Annotated in this window: 12 protein-coding genes; 9 read left to right on the top strand and 3 right to left on the bottom strand. The window is 34.4% G+C overall.

The window, feature by feature from the left end; genetic code table 11:
* Positions 1-11: 11 nt before the first annotated feature.
* Complete coding sequence (locus GX311_01055; GenBank protein NLK14967.1) at positions 12-3803, bottom strand: PAS domain S-box protein; 3792 nt, start codon at positions 3801-3803, stop codon at positions 12-14.
* A 500-nt stretch (positions 3804-4303) separates the two neighbouring features.
* Here GX311_01055 and GX311_01050 point away from each other — a divergent pair, with 500 nt between their 5' ends.
* The 7 genes from GX311_01050 to GX311_01020 all read left to right on the top strand — a co-directional run bounded on the left by GX311_01050 (position 4304) and on the right by GX311_01020 (position 12553).
* The gene (locus tag GX311_01050; protein ID NLK14966.1) at positions 4304-5011 is read left to right on the top strand and encodes a 4Fe-4S dicluster domain-containing protein; all 708 of its coding nucleotides are present in this window, start codon (positions 4304-4306) and stop codon (positions 5009-5011) included.
* Positions 5008-6069 carry a heterodisulfide reductase subunit B gene (locus GX311_01045; protein NLK14965.1) on the top strand — a complete coding sequence of 354 codons (1062 nt, stop codon included), beginning with the start codon at positions 5008-5010 and terminating at the stop codon, positions 6067-6069. The genes GX311_01050 and GX311_01045 overlap by 4 nt, the downstream gene beginning before the upstream one ends.
* Positions 6066-7088 (top strand): CoB--CoM heterodisulfide reductase iron-sulfur subunit A family protein, encoded by a 1023-nt coding sequence (locus GX311_01040; GenBank protein NLK14964.1) that lies wholly within the window; start codon positions 6066-6068, stop codon positions 7086-7088. The genes GX311_01045 and GX311_01040 overlap by 4 nt, the downstream gene beginning before the upstream one ends.
* A gap of 4 nt (positions 7089-7092) precedes the next feature.
* Positions 7093-7413 (top strand): 4Fe-4S dicluster domain-containing protein, encoded by a 321-nt coding sequence (locus tag GX311_01035; protein ID NLK14963.1) that lies wholly within the window; start codon positions 7093-7095, stop codon positions 7411-7413.
* A 34-nt stretch (positions 7414-7447) separates the two neighbouring features.
* Positions 7448-9274, top strand: coding sequence for a (Fe-S)-binding protein (locus GX311_01030; protein ID NLK14962.1), 1827 nt, complete (start codon positions 7448-7450; stop codon positions 9272-9274).
* Between the two features lie 395 nt (positions 9275-9669).
* Complete coding sequence (locus GX311_01025; protein ID NLK14961.1) at positions 9670-11109, top strand: T9SS type A sorting domain-containing protein; 1440 nt, start codon at positions 9670-9672, stop codon at positions 11107-11109.
* 16 nt (positions 11110-11125) lie between these two features.
* Positions 11126-12553: a T9SS type A sorting domain-containing protein gene (locus GX311_01020; protein ID NLK14960.1), complete on the top strand. Its 1428-nt coding sequence runs from the start codon at positions 11126-11128 to the stop codon at positions 12551-12553.
* Between the two features lie 99 nt (positions 12554-12652).
* Here the strand turns inward: GX311_01020 and GX311_01015 are convergent, their stop codons facing one another.
* Positions 12653-13462, bottom strand: coding sequence for a 4-(cytidine 5'-diphospho)-2-C-methyl-D-erythritol kinase (locus tag GX311_01015; protein NLK14959.1), 810 nt, complete (start codon positions 13460-13462; stop codon positions 12653-12655).
* 4 nt (positions 13463-13466) lie between these two features.
* The gene (locus tag GX311_01010; GenBank protein NLK14958.1) at positions 13467-14501 is read right to left on the bottom strand and encodes a T9SS type A sorting domain-containing protein; all 1035 of its coding nucleotides are present in this window, start codon (positions 14499-14501) and stop codon (positions 13467-13469) included.
* Positions 14502-14718: 217 nt separating this feature from the next.
* Between GX311_01010 and GX311_01005 the strand changes: the two genes are divergently transcribed.
* Positions 14719-15873 carry an AhpC/TSA family protein gene (locus tag GX311_01005; protein NLK14957.1) on the top strand — a complete coding sequence of 385 codons (1155 nt, stop codon included), beginning with the start codon at positions 14719-14721 and terminating at the stop codon, positions 15871-15873.
* A gap of 338 nt (positions 15874-16211) precedes the next feature.
* Complete coding sequence (locus tag GX311_01000) at positions 16212-17753, top strand: LTA synthase family protein (protein ID NLK14956.1); 1542 nt, start codon at positions 16212-16214, stop codon at positions 17751-17753.
* The last annotated feature ends 1 nt before the right edge of the window (position 17754 follow it).

Genomic DNA, 17754 nt, shown 5'->3' with positions numbered 1-17754 from the left:
AATAAACAAAGTTAGGTGCCGGAATCAGTGTCAAACCCAACTATTAAAATGTCGTCAACTTGTTCTATACCAGCACTCCACATTTTGTAGAAGTTTTTTAGACGACTGCACTGTTCATTAAAATCGAACTCTTGTAATTCAACTATTTTTTCTTTAAATCCATTTCTTTTTAGTTTTTTTCCATCTTTTCCACCAAATTGATCAATAAGACCATTGGTAAACATATATATTCTGTCACCTTTTTTTATAGGTATTGTGTGTAATGTAAAATGTAAGTGATTGTTTCTATGCGTGCCTATTGGCATTTTGTCCGGTTTATACTCTGTTATTTGATTTTCATTTATTATATAAATTGGGCAGTTTGCGCCTGCATAATACAATATATTATTTTGAATGTCTACAGTAACTAATGACATATCCATGCTGTCTTTGCTTTCGCTAAAACTACCACTATAACCATTAGAACCATCATCACATTTTTGATTTAATGCGTATATTATGTTGTAACGTAGCATTTTTAGTATTTCGTCTGGTTTGTAAAAACCAAGAGTTGAAACTATCTCTTTTAAAAAGCTAATTCCAATTAGGCTCATAAATGCTCCGGGAACACCGTGTCCAGTGCAGTCTGCAACTGCTATTACTTTGTGGTTTTCATTAGCGTGACACCAGAAGAAATCGCCGCTTACAATGTTACGTGGAATACTTAACACAAAACTATCTCTGTATAACTTATTTAAATGAGTATTAGTGTGCAGAATAGCTTCTTGTATTCTTTCTGCGTATAATATTGAATCTGTTATTTCATCTTTTTGTCGTAATATTTCATCACGTTGTAATATTGCTATATCGCGTTGTATTTGTACTTCGTCAGTTTGCAGTTTTATCTCTTCTTCGGCTTTTTTTAATTTACTAATATTTGCATCTATTGCTACTAGCTTTGTTACTTCGTTGTTTTCGTTCAGAATGGGAGTTAAAGTAGTTTGCACCCAAATTTCCGAACCGTTTTTATGCATGTTTAATGATTCATACACAATGGGCTTTTGGTCATGGTACCATGTCTCTAGTAATTTGTTAATATTATGTGTGAAATTTTTTTCAATTTTTATATCTAAAGTTCTATCTAACAACTCTTCAAGTTCATACCCATATATGCGTGTAAACCCTTCATTTATCCACTCAAAGTTGCCTTTAGAGTCCATTATTGCAACCGCATTGTCAGTATATCGGGCAACAAGTGATAGTTTATCAAGTTCTAAATTGGTTGTTTCAAGTTCTTTGGCTTGCTCTATTAATTCATCTTTTTGTTTCTCTACGGTAGAAATAGCTTTTTTTATAGTGTCCCTAAGTTTTTGCCTTTCACGTTTAAGTCTAAGAGTATTCAACTTGATAAGGCCATATACTAAAGCTATGACAACTATTGTATAAATAATAAAAGCAGTTATTGTCCTATAGAATGGAGGTTTGATTGAGAATATTAGTTGTATCTCATTTGTTTCATTTCCATCACTATCTAATGCTTTGGCGTGTAACGTATATTGACCCACGGGCAAGTATGATATGGCGTATCTCCCTATGTTTGTCCAAGGTGTCCACGACTTATCAATTCCATCTAAAAAAAACGAGTATTTGATGTTTTTCAAGTCCCTATATGACGGGTATGTAACTTCAACTTTCAGGGAATTATATTTAAAACTAACATCTCCAATATCCTTTACATTATTATTAATACGTATAGGTATAGTTGAATCTTGTCCAATTGTAATGTTTGTAAAAGATAATGTTTGTTTGTGAGAAATACTTTTCATGGTTTTAAAATCGAAGCAGTACAAATTGTCATATGATGACATCCATACCCTTTGATTATCACCAATACACATATCGCTGATTTTTAAATCACCATCCCTTAAAAACGGTTGCCTTACGAGTCTTTTTTGTTCTGTTAAGAAATAGGATACTTCATTGTCACTTCTAATTAACCAATCTCCGGTTTTAGCCTCTAATATTTGTCTAATAGGTAAGTCTTCTTTGTCAAATTGCTGATTTAGTTCGCTGTACTCTTTGAAAGTAAGATCTGTTTTGCCAATATTTTCCTGTTTGTCAGGCAGATAAATACCATTGGTTGTTAACACAACAATAGAGTCACCAATAATTAACCATTGGTTTTTCTCATCTGTTGGCAAGCCATTAGTAGTATTGTATCGCACTATAGAGTAGTCCTTGAAATTATTTGGACTATTGAATTTCATCATCAATAGACCGGAAATATTGGAGATATATAAGTTGCCCACTTTGTCGAAAGTCATATTACCCACATGTTCTGTAAAACCTTCAAATGTTTCAATCACCTTATATTTTTTGTTGTTTTCCCTTTTTATGACAGTAATACCCGGTCTATGACCTATGAAAATAGCAGAACTGTCTAATGGGTAAGAAATCATATTTTGACCTGCATAAACACTGTGAATGTTTTTTAACTCTTTAGTTTGAATATTATATTCATGTATATTTGACAAAGAGCTAAATAAAAAACTTTGATTATCAGATGGGTTCTTTAGAAATGACATTATATAAATATAGTCATCAGTAATGGTATTGTACCTGCTTGGCAACGATATAACGGCGTCTTGTTCTCTCTCTATAGCATATAACCCTGAGGTAGTTCCAATATAAATGTTGCTGTTTATGGATGACAGTGATAATATATTACCTTTTATTGCGGAGTGTGTATCAAAAACTCTGTATCCGCTATAAGGTTCTAGTAAAGTTATTCCTTTTTCTGTTGTAGCCCACAGGTTAAATTCCATATCTTCATAAACACAGAATACGTTGTTGTCAGGGATACCTTTGTTTGCGAAGTAACGGTCAATCAAATCGCCTTTTTTATTTAATATAAATATGCCTCCTTTGAGTGTGGCGTAAACGAACTCGTCGTTATCATTCTTTATCCCATAATAGATTCTACCCTTTTTGATCTCTTCGCTAACAGCTGACTTAAATTCTTCATAAAATAGGAGTCCTTTGAGTGAGGTTTTACTATTAATGACTATTCTTTTAGTTTTATCAAGATTAATAGTTTGTTCATTTGGTATAGGCGACAGTTTTTTTGTGTCTACTTTAAAAAATCCATTTGTGTTGGTTCCTATCAGAATGTAATCATCTTCAATCGGCAGAATAGAATAAACAGCAATTTTTTTATCAAAAATTTCGTTTTGATAACGATATACAGTGTCGTTTTTTAGAACAGCCAAGCCCGCATAACTGTCGAATATGTAAAAAACATTATTTACTAAAAAGGCTCTAAACTCAGAGACTACTGATGGGATATATATTTTACTAACTTTTATAAAGTCATATTTGAATATATTTTGTCGTTCAGCAATAAAATATATTGCATCTTCATATGGAATTATTTTCCAAACCGTTTTGATGTCAGTCTCTTTTATCTCATTTGAAAGGCTGGTGTATATAAGTGAGCCATATTCGTCACGTTCAAAATATCCAAATTCATTGAAAGCTCCGACATATATTTTATCGTCGGTAGAAACGTGTATGTATCTAACCGCAGAATTATTAGGCATACTATATGTTTTCCACTCTTGACCATTGAATTCAAGCAAACCGTCATTATTGCCAAAGTACATATATCCATTTTGACCCTGAGCAATAGCCCAGTTTTGGTGCGATGCACCATAGTCAGACGATTTGAATTGTTTTGTAAAAGGAAGTCCAAGATTGCCAGTATTACGCCCTTGTGCAGTAAATGTACAAATCGTTAGTAATAATAAAACAGCCTTTTTAACCATTATTGTAGTGTTTTTAAAAAACGAAAATATAAAATCTTTTTGAATTTGAATACACAAAACGCAGTTGAGTCAACTATTTTAAATCAAATTATCACCGATAAATATAAGAATAATTTTAAAAGTGGTTGTGTTTCTGTTGTTTCACTGTAATATCACAAAAAATCGACCAAAAATTAAAAAAGCTTTTTCGATAATTTAATTTTATATCAATTACAGAATGCAAATTGTTTTCGACAATCTGTTTAATCTGAGTTCCAATTTCTTTCAGTAGAGACGCCACAATGTGACGTCTCTACAACACATTGACATTAACCTGATTAATTCGTAACTCGTAATTGCACATTGTTAATTGATATTCGGGTAGTATTTATACTTAGTGTAAGTGCGTATAAAGTAGTACTCCTTTTATGATTGATTTAATTGATGTGAAGTGCTACTTTTGTTTTTGATAACTTGCAGGAAAGTTGTTTCATTTTGTTCGATGTTTAATCTGATTAACAATGGGGAAATTACGTGATAAATTGTTTGAGGATGTTAGATTTGAGGAGGGGCTTAAAGCATGTATGAATTGCGGTGTCTGTACTGCAATATGTCCTGCTGCAGAGTTTTATGATTACGATCCGCGACGAATTGTAAGCATAGTACAAACGGCTGATGATGAAACTATTATAGATTTGTTGAAAAGCGAAACAATTTGGTATTGTGGACAATGTTTGTCGTGTCGAACACGGTGTCCGCGTAACAATACCCCTGCATATGTTATAATGGCTTTAAGAAAATTATCGCAAGAGATGGGCTATTTTACCGAGTCTGAAAAGGGAAGACAACAGCTGGCACTAAAACGAACAGTTGGAGATAATGTGTTAAAATATGGATACTGTATATATCCGGCAGAACTTACACCATCGAAACATCCCGAACAAGGTCCTGTGTGGGAGTGGGTTCATAAAAACAGTCAAGCAGTTTATGATAGGTTAGGAGCTAATTTAGATAAACTTGGAGAAGGGGCTTTGCGACAAATTGATAATGAGACACTTAAAGAACTAGATGCAATATTTGAAATTACTGGAAATAACGATTTTTTTGAAACAATTGAGAACTATTCAGAGAAACAAGCGGAAAAAATGGGACTTGGGTTTGACGATAGCCATGATTGCGAATATATGAAGCACATTACTACAGTTAACGAAAAAAAACATCAACGATGAGTAAAGAGAAGAGAGACATATGGCGGAAGTACCAGAAGAGCATTGGAGACGATAATTTCTTTTTTGTAAGAAGTTGCATTCGTCAAAACTTTTTCCCTGCATCGGAGCAGGCGTTTCTACATATTTTAAGAAACGAGCTTGGAAAAAACGTAGTTGAAGATGCGCGACATACTACTTGCTCGGGAATTGGATATCACAGCGATGTTGTAAATTTTGATACTTTACAAACTATTATTGCAAGGCATTTTGCATTGATGACCGAAGCAAAACTAAAAAACGTGGCAATATCGTGTGTTACTTCATTTGGGTTATACTCTGAAGTACTAGAAACTTGGAAAGAGTTCCCCTCAGAACTTGAAAAAACAAGAGAAAACCTATATAAAGCAACAAAAAGAGAGTTTGAAATCCCCGAAAATATTGCTCACTGTTCAGATATAATTTACAAATTCAGAGAAGAAATAAAAAACAAGGGGAAAAATAGACTTGTTAACGCAGAGACAGGCGAACCTCTTAAAATAGTCGATCATATTGGCTGTCATTATGCTAAAATCTTTCCAGAATATGGCGAGGGCGGAGCCGAATTTCCACAAGTTCTAACAGGAATGATTGAGTCATGGGGCGGTCAAACAGTCGATTATCCAGAACGGAGACATTGTTGCGGATTTGGTTTCCGTCAATATTTGGTTCAAGCAAATAGAGGTTACTCAGTTTCAAACACATACAAAAAGCTTCAGAGTATGGAGCCTTATAAGCCCGATATGATTATAGCGAATTGCCCCGGATGTACGATGTTTATCGACAAGTGGCAATACACCATAAGTGAGATGGAACACAAAACATTTGGTCCCGACAAAACGGGCATTCCCGTTCTGACGTATGAGGAGTTGGCTGGGCTTGTTTTAGGCTACGACCCTTGGGACTTGGGATTGCAGATGCACCAGGTAAGTGCCGAACCACTATTAGATAAAATGGGAATCAAATATGATAAAGACAAGAAGTTTGCCGATAAATCAGGAAAAATTTTCTCAATTCCAAAACAGCCCGAATATATTTTATGAGAGCATACGACACTAAATATCAAACAATTATAATAGGTGGTGGTATCGCAGGAATGACCGCCGCTCTACAACTCTATAAGTTTGGAATAAGAGTTTTAATTATCGAGAAAGAGGATAATTTGGGTGGGCATTTAAATAAATGGTATAAACTATTCCCTGGGTTTGTAAATGCTGATGAAGTTGTATCAAATATCGTTTCGGAAATAAATGATAAAAGAATACACAACATTACTAGTGATGAGGTTATCTCAATAGACTCTATATATGATAATTATATTGTAAAGACTAGTTCTGGTCACTCTTTCGAAGCGGAGAGTGTTCTGTTAGCTCAAGGTTTTAACACGTTCGATCCCACAAAAAAAGAGGAGTATGGCTATGGTTTATACTCAAATGTAAAAACAAGTGTTGAGGTTGAGAAAATATTAAAAGAGCATTCAAATATCACTATACCCAAACGTATAGGCTTAATTCATTGTGTCGGTTCGCGTGATGAAAAAGCTGGAAACTTGCATTGCAGTAAGCTTTGTTGCGTATCGGCAGTCAAACAGTCAATAGAGTTGAAAGAGAGATTTCCTGACGCTGAAGTAATCTGTTTTTACATTGATTTAAGAATGTTCGACAATGGTTTCGAAGAGTTGTATATGGAAGCTCAGGTAGAACATGGAATTAAGTTTATAAGAGGCAGATTGTCAGAGTGTTCTGAAAATATAGACGGCTCTTTAGTTTTAAAAGTGCAAGATACTTTAACGGGATTGCCAATGAACGTAAGCGTTGACTGGTTGGTTTTAATGGTTGGGAAAGAGGCGGCTAAATTGCCCAATCTTGATAAATCTATTGATTTGAAACTCGCGCCAAACCGTTTTGTAGCACCGGAAAATATATTTTACAATCCAAATCAAACATCACAGCCTGGAATTTTTTGTTGTGGAACCGTCTCAGGACCAAAAACTATCCATGAGAGTGCAGCAGACGCGAAAGCAGCAGCAATGTCGATTATCGATTATTTAAACAGAAAATAGTATTATGTCAGGTTTTGGTTTTAGTATATCTAAGTCGTCAACAATCGAATATAAGCCGGAAGAGTTCCATTTGGCGAATATTATTGAAGAAAATGAACCAACAAGCAGGCTGTGTATTTCTTGTGGTTCATGTTCGGCAACTTGTACAGGCGGAGAGTTTGCAAAACTAAGAATGCACTATATACATCTGTATGTAAAACGTAATTTGACTGACAAAATAAGAGAGGAGTTGCAAAACTGTATGTTTTGTGGAAAATGTCAGTTGGTTTGTCCCAGAGGTGTTAACAATCGCAATATTATTAGGTTGTTATGGGAAAATATTTAGTATGATTTGTTAATCACTTATAAAGTAAAGCAGTATGCCATTCGATCCTTTTGTAATACCCTTTAGTGTTGGTCTTCTGTTTGTCCTTGTCGTGATGGGATATAAATATGTCTCATGGATTAGACAAATGCCAAAACCTCAAACCCCCTTGAAAGGTTTTCAAAGGATAAAAGCTCTTTGGGATGCAACAGTTGAAGTTTTTATGGAAAGCCTGCTTCATAGAAAGATATTCAAACAAAACGTAATGTTGGGTTTCATGCACTCAAGTATTGCTTTTGGTTGGTTTTTGCTTATAGTTTTAGGTCATTTTGAAGCTAAATCAGTGAGTGACAATGCGTTTAATCCACCATATTTCTCTATATTTTTGTATTTCTTCGTTCCAGAACGCTCCATGTATAAAGGTCATGCTTTTTTCTCTTTTGGTATGGAGTTTATCCTTGCGTTAATATTGTCGGGCGTTTTTTTGGCGTATCTCAAACGTCTTACTAAGCGTTTGTTTGGAATGAAACGAACATCTAAAATGCGCGGAATAGACAAAATCGCACTTTACTCACTTTGGTCAATTTTCCCTTTAAGACTTATAGCAGAGTCATTTAATGCGTACGTTCACGATAGTGGTAGCTTTTTAACAGGACCAGTAGGGCAATTTTTCGGAAGCTTTTTACCTGTAGCTAATTTAGAATATTCTATGTGGTGGGCATACAGCCTTTCGTTAGGCGTATTTTTTATAGCTCTACCATGGTCGCGCTATTCGCATATCCCAACCGAAATGGTTCTGATTTATCTTCGTCGTTTGGGATATAGATCATGCAGTAAACCAACAGGTTATACAATGTTTGATTTATACTCCTGCTCACGTTGCGGAATTTGTATTGATAGCTGTCAAATGAATATTGTTTATAGAGGTAGGAATGAGACAGTTACAGCACACTATATTTACGATGTCAGGGCAGGACACGAAAACGATTTTGCCCTATTTAGCTGTCTCGCATGTGGTAGGTGTGAAGATGCTTGCCCCGTTGGTGTAAAAACCGTTGACCTTAGAATAGGCAACCGATACGAAAATACAAAAGAGTTTGGGTTAAATCATAAGATTGAAACTATAAACGTTGTTGCAAACAGTGCAATAGGATATTTTTCGGGCTGTATGGGAAAACTTACCCCAACCGTTATCGACTCAATGAAACAAATAAGCAGTGCAGCTGGCGACACCCTGTTTCATTTAGACGAGGAGAAAGGAATATGTTGTGGAAGACCACTTCTTTTAGCAGGTCAACTAAAACAATCTGAAAATATTATAGAGAAAAACAAGCAGAGAATAGAATCATTAGGAATACAAACCCTTGTTACCTCTTGTCCCATTTGTTTGAGAACGTTTAAAAATGATTATAATCTAAAAATCGAAGTTATCCACCACTCCGAATATATTGAACGTCTAATTGTGAGCAAAAAGCTTGTGGTTAACAACTCAGAAGCCGTAGTTGCATATCACGACCCATGCGATTTAGCGCATGGATTAGGAATAAAACAAGCTCCGAGAGATGTAATAAACTCGGCAGCCGTGCTATACGAAAACCCTGATACTAAGTCACAAGGGTTGTGTTGCGGAGGAGGTTTAGCTGGAGTCTCCCTAAACTCGCAACAAAAACTATCTATAGCCTACGACGCAATCCAGCAAATCACAAACGGGGAAACAAATACGTTAGTAACAAGTTGCCCATTGTGTAAGAAAACCTTTGCACAAACCCGCATGGCAGATGTTAAAGATATTGCAGAGTTGGTTGCCGAAAATATTCTGACGGACGGCAAAGGAACTCAGAAGTTGCAGAAACAGAGCATGTTAGAGGCTGTTAGTGAATAAGTAAGGTACAAGGAGCAAGGTACAAGTGGGGAATAGAGCAGTGTAGTTTACAGACTTTTAATACCAATTGTAATTAAAAAACTGTCCAATCTTTTTAAATTACAATTGTAAATACTGATGTTACAGATGCATAGTCCAAACAAACGTAGTGAAGTTTGGACTATAGTAGCTGTCCAATCGGTATAAATACTCCGCAAGTTGCGGAAAAATCTTCCGCAACTTTCCACTTTTACACTTTGTTCATTGCACACTTCGGCTTCGCTCAGTGCATCGCATTGCTAATTGCACATTATAAACCTCTTGCATTCTTTTTTTAATGAATCACTTGATAAATGAATTTTTATTTGTTATATTCGCAAGAAAGGGAATATTATAACTTCATTTTTTGAGAGTATATGAAAAGCAGAATACCCAACATATCACTAACCTTATACTGCCTACTGTTATTTGCTATTTTAATAGCTCCAAAAACCACAAAGGCGCAAGAGTGGAGTGAACCCATAACCATATTTCAAGGAACTTCTACCAGCAGAGATGTGGATATCACAATTGACAATAATAATCACATACATGTTGTATGGGAATACAAAGTAGGAGATAATTTTTGGAAAATACTTTATTCAAAATCTACCGATCAAGGAGAGACATGGAGTGAGCCTTATGATATCGTTAAGAATCCCGCTCTTTGGATGTGCAATCCTAAGATAGTTACTGGACCCGATAATAAGCTATATGTTACGTATGACTATAATACAAATTCACAAGTTGCAGCTTTAATACATATGCAAATATTTGATGGAGAGACATGGAGCGAGCCGGTATTAGTAAGCGAAAATGTAGGTATATTTATTCACAGCAATTTAATAATGGATAAAAGTGGGATACTACACATATTTTGGCATAATTTTCAAGAAAGGAGACTCCGATACAGAACTTATTCGAATGGTAGTTTTAGTCCTATTTCTAATCCATATCCTAACAATAACAGTGTTACTATTTGTTGCATTCAGTTAAGCGAACAAAATAATATACATATGACGGCATATGAAACAACGCAATCTACAACATACATGACTTATTTAAAAAAAGTAGATAATGATTGGACAAATCCTGATTCCGTATGTAAACCATTTTGGGCTAGCATGAGTATGGCTATCGGAAAAAGCAATGAACCACATATTGTTTGGGTTTCAAGGACAAATTATATAGATACAACATATTACACAACACAAATTAACGATCAGTGGCAAACATCTATACTTACACCTAAATATAGTACCGAGCATTCAATGATTATTGAGAAAAATGGCACTGTGCATATTGTACAAAGCGAGAAAACTGAAACAGGACACAATCAGATGCATTATGTACTTAAAAATGGTACCTGGACATCTCAAATAATTGAATTTGAAGAGAAAGGTTTTAATGATCATAAACTTATTGCTAAAGATACATCATTGTACCTTATATTCTTGCATTACCCTCTCCTATACTATAAAGAATCTCGTGTTTCGATAAGAAAACTTAAAATTGAAAATCAAAACAGCATAGAACAAACAGCAAAATTAAATGATTTTCATTTACGTGTTTTTCCAAATCCTTCTACAATTAGTCAAGGAATAAAAATTGAAACAAAATCAACAAGTGCTGTTCAAGTGCAGATTTATAATATAAGTGGTTTTTTAGTTTTTAAGACAACTGTTCATCCATCACAAAATACAATAGAATGGAACAAGGAAACATCAAACTATAAAAAAGTACCGCCAGGAATATATTTAGTTAAAGCAGTGTCAGATAAACAGATGAAAACAGAAACAATAGTAATAACAGAATAGATAAAAAACAAACACCATGTGCTATAGGATATTTAATTTACCCCTTGCCTTTTACAGTTTACTACTGTTCGCTATTCTAATAATTCCCCAAAAAGCAAAAGCACAAGAGTGGAGCGAGCCGATTAACATAACTTCTCAGGGTTATGTAAAATATATCAACCAAGCAGATATGATAATCGATAATAATGGAGTGTTGCATATTGTGTGGGTTGAGCGTTTTGAGAATACAACAAATTCCATATTGGTATATACTAAATCAACAAACCAAGGGCAGGATTGGACAGAACCTGTAGAAGTTATATTTGGACTTGGGTATCTGATTTATAACCCTGTACTTGCGTTGTATAGCGATAATACAGTTTTATTGTCATATTTTTCGCTAAAAGCAGAGGTCGAACAATCCAGAATATTTTTAAAAAAATTAGAAGGAGATACATGGAGCGATTCGATTGCAGTAAACGGCTCGCATGATTATACTTATCAGTTTTACACACACTCATTAGCAATAGACAGTAACGATAAAGCATATATTTTGTGGCCCAATGCAAACTTAAGTAACACCTTGATTGTTACTTATTTTGATAATCAATTCAATGTAATCCAAAGTCCAACAGACTATACTAAAAGATTTAATATTCAAAAAGCCTTATTTGATAAAAATGATGTTTTACATTATTCGGGTTACTGTGATAAAACGGTTGGCTATTGTTATTATACTGACGGACAATGGCTACCCTTTAATCTAATTAATGGCAGTCTTTACTGTCACGATTTTATGTTAGATAAAGAGTCTATTCCACACTTTGTTGTTAGTTTTGGTTTACACAATGGTTCAACGAAGTATGGCTATTATTTGAATAATGAATGGTATTTCGAGGAGTTTTTCAATGGAGCTAGTAGATTTCTATCTCTGTTTGTCGAGCAGAATGGTACAAAACATATTGTTGGTAATTTTTGGAACGAGAATAGTATGTTGCTATATTATAGAAAAAGTAACGATAATTGGACAGATACCATTTTAGAATCAAAACATTCAATATTCAATAAACTTATTGCAAAGGACTCATTGTTATATTTGCTTAGCAACATTGAGATCTTCGATAAGTTTTCATATTTAGAAATTAGAAAATTGGCTATTGAAAACCAGGTAGGCATTCAAGAACAGCCACAATTAGTAGATAAGAAAATTAATATATATCCTAATCCTGCAAACGAAACAGTAAATATAAACTTCGTTTCTCCAGAAGGGCAGGCAACAATAAAAATAATAGACCTACAAGGCAAACAAATTTTCTCAACTACCGTTAAAAACTCTAACATGGGTACATTTGATTTTCAATGGAATAGAGAGTGTACTAAAGGTAATGTTGCCCCTACAGGAATTTATTTTGTGGTTATTCAAACAGGTGAGCAGGTGTTTGCGGAGAAAGTGGTTTTGTTATAACAGAAAAAGGAAAATATGTATAACAAATGTGTCAACTTTTTTTAGGACGATACCCAATACCCTTGTTCCTTTTACCTTGCTCCTTGCCCCTTGCCACTGTCAAGGCTCAATAACATTTACCCGATACTTATCGCTTAAATCAGAAATATTGGGTTTAGTCTCAAATATTCCATAAATAGCTGACCCTGAGCCGCTCATAGAGGAATACAAAGCTCCTTTTTCGTACAATTGGCTTTTGATATCTTTTAATATTGGGTGCTTTTTGAAAATCGGCTCCTCAAAGTCGTTTACCAATAGTTTTGACCATTCGGTAATTGGTTTTTCAATTATTTGAGATAGTGAATCTCTGCTGTTGTTAGGTTTAATTAACGAGTAGGCTTCGGCGGTGCTTATATGAATTTGTGGAGATACAATCATTATATAGTAGTTTGAAATATTGACATTTAAAGCTGTAAGCACTTCGCCACGCCCTTGGGATAGCGATGGAGTATTTGAAATAAAGAAAGGACAATCGGAGCCTATCTCTAAAGCAAATTGCTTCAACTCTTCTACTGAAAAACCTAAGTTAAACTCCTTATTTAAAGCAGTTAACATAAACGAGGCATTGGACGAGCCTCCTCCAAGTCCGAAACCCGAAGGGATAGCTTTATGCAAGTGAATCTTTAATGGAGGAACCTCTCTGTATCTTCTAATAACTGCTAACGCTTTGTAAACCAGATTGTCAGTTATATTTTTCTGCTCAAAAGTAATACCTGTAACCGTTAAAGAGTCTTTTTCGTTGGGAATAAACTCAAGAGCGTCATTTAATTCCACGGGATACATTACGGTTTCTATATCGTGGTAACCGTCCGTGCGTTTTCGCAAAACATGTAGCCCAAGATTAATCTTGCAATTTGGAAAAACAATCATCAGGCTATTGTTTCAATATTTTTACAACCTCATCATCGACTTTTATAAAATATAAGCCGGATTGAAGATGCTCGGTTGAAATTTCAGTTATTCCACATTTAGATATGTAGTTTGCTACCAATCTCCCTGTATAATCGTACAGTTGGATATTTTGAGGCATATTACTTTCAACGTAAAGTATGTTGGAAAACGGTATTGGGTAGCATTTTACCTGTTTGTTTGCCACAGGTTCGATACTAACAATAACATCGGGTTGTATCTTAAAATCAATAACTTGGTTTTCATTGTTTAGTCCAATTTTGCAGACAGGTAAACCATATCCGGGCATCCAGTAGCTTTTCAAGATAAATGTTCTGGAATCTCCCAAAAAATTGATATCATTCCAAAAACCCCAATAAAGAACCGCTACTGTGTATCCAATAATGTATTTACTATTTTCAAGATACGCTTCGTTGAATTTACCAAACATGTTATAGTCTGCAATAGACGATTCAACGGTAATGCTAATAGTTATTCTTACACTATCGGGTTCTACCGGAATTCCAAAATCGGCAGCCGTTAAACCTAGCTGTTCTGGTGTAAATGTCAGTGGTATAGATTGTTGTCGCGAAATATTAGTGCCCACACTTAATGGAAAATGCATAATATCCATGGGTTGCTGAAATGGTACTGGTACCATATTTTCTGAGATTGTTGCGACCAAGCCTAATACCCAAAGTTTACTATTGAAATGTTGTAAAACCAAATAATAATCAGACTCTCTTAAACATAAATTTGCATAGGGGAAAGTGCTTTCTAAGCCAAGTTCTTCAATTGATAATGCATAGGTTGTATCAATTGTATAGGTTTCGGGGTAATTGTAGTTCCAACCGTTATTTGTCAAACTATCAATAGGCTGTGGGTTATCAATAAAACTTGTTTGTTGATAAATCGAGTAGGAACCACATTGGATAAAGTCACTTTCGGTGTATGGTGTTTGGGCATATATCGCAAAATTTGCGAAAATAAAAGCTATAGTTAGTAATAATGTTGGTTTCATGGTAATATGTCAATTTGATTGTAAACGCTAATATCTGAACAAAGTTATAAAAAAAATAAGAGATAATAATTAATCAATCTCAATTTTTAATGACAGCCTAAAATATTATCTTTGTTGTCAATTTTAACAATAGAAATGAACGTGTTAATTTAACTTGATACGTAAGTATCATATAATAAGACATGTAAGTTTGAATTCAATCTTAAATTATTAACTTATGAGAAATGTTTTTTTTGTTGCTATAATGGCAATTACTGCTTCAATGCTCTTTTCTTGCAAATCGCAAAAAAATGGTGGTTATACGGTGCATGCAGAAATAGAAGGGATAAGTGGAAGTGATGTAGTTATGATGATTGAAGACCCTTCCTCTCCGCAAGGATTTAGAATAGATACTCTTAAGGCTTCGTCCGACAAAATCAAATTTACAGGAACTATAGATACTGTAAGGATAGCATTGATTACCGTTGACGATCCAAGGCATATGAAAATGAGTAGTGAAGGACCTATTCCTGCAATGCCAGTTCAGTTTTTTATTGAGCCTAAAGGAGATATCAAAATCAAAGGAGATGTTAAACGTATGCATTTAAGTCAACTGAAAGGCACTTTAATGAACGATCAGTTAAACAGTTTGTTACGTGCAGCTGAACAACAACAAATATTAGTCGATTCTGTTATTGATTTAAAACGCAATGTGCAAATGGGTGGATTAGATACTCCTGAATTAAACGAACAGATCAAAATCGAATATATGAAGCTAATAGATATTTATGCTGATTTTGTGAGAAAAAACAACGATTTTGATATTGCTCCTTTTATTATAAAAATGTATATATCACAGTTTTATGAAAACAGTCAGGTTAGAGAGTTGTACAATCAGTTAACCGACAGAGTTAAAAACACAACATACGGCAAATTTTTAGCGGGTGATTTTTACGAGACCCCAGAACTTTCAATTGGCGAATACGCCCCCGATTTTGCATTGATTGACAAAGATAATAAAAGAGTACAACTATCTGATTTTAAAGGAAATTGTCTGATTATTGATTTCTGGGGAAGCTGGTGCAAACCTTGTCGTATAAGCAATCCTAAATTGGTTGAGATAGTGAACAAATATAAGGCTAATGGCTTGCAGATAATAGGAATTGCAGCTGATAAGGATAATGACGAATGGTTAAGTGCTATTGAAGAGGATAATTTAGACTGGATAAACGTTAACGCATTGAATGAGCAGCCAATAGATGTTCTAAGATTGTACAGCATTCGAGCATTTCCAACTAAAATAGTTGTTGATCCAGAAGGTAAAGTTACAGGTATATTTATCGGAGATGACCCACAGTTTTATACTCACATTGACGAAATATATAAACAATAAAAAGAGACTGTAAGGCTTGTTAAATGTCCAAAAAACCCTTCTATCCGAAAAACATAACTCTAGGCTCAGCTGAATGGTGGAAACATCAATTTATTAATTTGTTGTTATTCATCGTTTTCTTTGCCTTATGCAGACTGGTTTTCATTTTAAGAAATTTTAATTTTTCTGAATATTCACTAGTCGAAGTTCTGTCGACATTTTATTACGGTTTTCGTTTAGATTTATCTATAACGGCTTATACGAGCATTGTTCTAGTAATATTTTCTCTTTTCCTTTTCGGAAATAAAACCTGCTTTTTAATTTACCGTATAATTTACAGCATAGTAGTAGTTATATTATTGTTAATAACTATTATTGATGCCGAACTTTATACTTATTGGGGATTTAAAATAGACTCTTCTGTACTTAAATATTTAAAAACACCAAAAGAAGCAGTAGCATCTTTATCAACATTAAAGTTGATAGGATTTATTCTGTTAATTGCGCTATTAGTTTGGGCAGTAGTTGTTATAGTCAAAAAAATTATGCCACGTATTAAGTTGAGAATAAATCACTTTTGGCAACTAAATGCTATTTTGATACTGCCTGTTTACTTTCTGTTTGCAAGGGGAAGCATTGACGTATCGGGAGTTAATGTAAGTAGTGCATATTTTTCTCAAAAACAGGAGCTTAACCATGCAGCTATCAATGCTTCATGGAATTTTATGAGTACACTTTTTTTCCCTGAAAACAAAAAAGCGGTAGAGTGGAATGATTCATTGATTCATCATTTAGATAGATTTGAGTACGATTGTAATTCGGTTGAAAAAGTATTTAAAACCAATAAAACAAATGTAATACTTGTAATATTAGAGAGTTTTACAGCTAATTTGTTTGATTATGAAGTTGATAGTCAAAGTGCTATTCCTAATTTAAAAAGAATAGCATCTGAGGGATATTTTTTTCCAAACTGTTATGCAACAGGCAATAGAAGTGATAAGGGATTATCAGCTATTTTTTCGGGTGTCACAGCCCACCCTCAAGGTTCAATAATGCAGTTTCCTGAGAAATTTTCAAATATCGGGCGTTTAGTGAGTCATTTTACAAAAGCGGGTTATAGCACTAAGTTTTATTATGGAGGCAATTCAGATTTTGCCAACTTTAAGGGTTTTTTAATAAACAATGGTTTTGAGAAGATTATTGAACAGTCTAATTTTCCTTACAATATGCGTACATCAAAGTGGGGAGTACAGGATGACCTTGTTCTAGAGAGATTTTTTAATGATGTTGTTGTTGCGACCGAGCCATTTTTTTACTGTGTCTTCACACTAAGTTCTCACGAGCCATTTGAGGTGCCATATACTTCCAGTTTTGATGATGAAACAACATTAGGTAAATATTTAAACAGTATAGCATTTACTGACAGTGTTTTAGGTTCATTTTACGATCAGTTAAAAAACACAAAGTTATGGAAAAATTCACTGCTAATAATAGTTTCGGATCACGGACACTATTTGCCTGTAAATGTGTCACAGGACGAGCCTGCCCATTATCGGATACCATTGATATTTACAGGAGGAGCACTCTACCCTAAGTATAGAAATATGATAAATCTTTCAAATGTTTCTCAAACCGATATTCCAAACTCCATTTTGCGACAATTCAAAATGAGAGACTCTCTGTTGGAACGAGGAAACAATTTCTTTTGCAAAGATTTTTCAGCACCAGTTGGCTTTATTTTTAATTTCGGATATGGCGTTATTACTCCCAACCAAGACACAATTGTTTACAATGCCGATGCCGGCCATTTGATAAAATATACTTGTCAAGATACCATATTTATAGATGCCTCAGATGCCTGGTTTAGATATAAAATGCAGATTTACTCAAAAGAGAAATAAA

The organism is Bacteroidales bacterium (assembly GCA_012519055.1).
Classification (GTDB): Bacteria; Bacteroidota; Bacteroidia; order Bacteroidales; family Salinivirgaceae; genus JAAYQU01.
This window is presented reverse-complemented; position numbering and strand designations above follow the sequence as displayed.

Excerpts from the sequence above, each read along its gene's own strand:
- GX311_01055 (NLK14967.1), bottom strand. The coding sequence starts at position 3,803 with ATGGTTAAAAAGGCTGTTTTATTATTACTAACGATTTGTACATTTACT.
- GX311_01040 (NLK14964.1), top strand. The coding sequence starts at position 6,066 with ATGAGAGCATACGACACTAAATATCAAACAATTATAATAGGTGGTGGT.
- GX311_01030 (NLK14962.1), top strand. The coding sequence starts at position 7,448 with ATGCCATTCGATCCTTTTGTAATACCCTTTAGTGTTGGTCTTCTGTTT.
- GX311_01025 (NLK14961.1), top strand. The coding sequence starts at position 9,670 with ATGAAAAGCAGAATACCCAACATATCACTAACCTTATACTGCCTACTG.
- GX311_01035 (NLK14963.1), top strand. The coding sequence starts at position 7,093 with ATGTCAGGTTTTGGTTTTAGTATATCTAAGTCGTCAACAATCGAATAT.
- GX311_01010 (NLK14958.1), bottom strand. The coding sequence starts at position 14,501 with ATGAAACCAACATTATTACTAACTATAGCTTTTATTTTCGCAAATTTT.
- GX311_01005 (NLK14957.1), top strand. The coding sequence starts at position 14,719 with ATGAGAAATGTTTTTTTTGTTGCTATAATGGCAATTACTGCTTCAATG.
- GX311_01045 (NLK14965.1), top strand. The coding sequence starts at position 5,008 with ATGAGTAAAGAGAAGAGAGACATATGGCGGAAGTACCAGAAGAGCATT.
- GX311_01050 (NLK14966.1), top strand. The coding sequence starts at position 4,304 with ATGGGGAAATTACGTGATAAATTGTTTGAGGATGTTAGATTTGAGGAG.
- GX311_01020 (NLK14960.1), top strand. The coding sequence starts at position 11,126 with ATGTGCTATAGGATATTTAATTTACCCCTTGCCTTTTACAGTTTACTA.
- GX311_01015 (NLK14959.1), bottom strand. The coding sequence starts at position 13,462 with ATGATTGTTTTTCCAAATTGCAAGATTAATCTTGGGCTACATGTTTTG.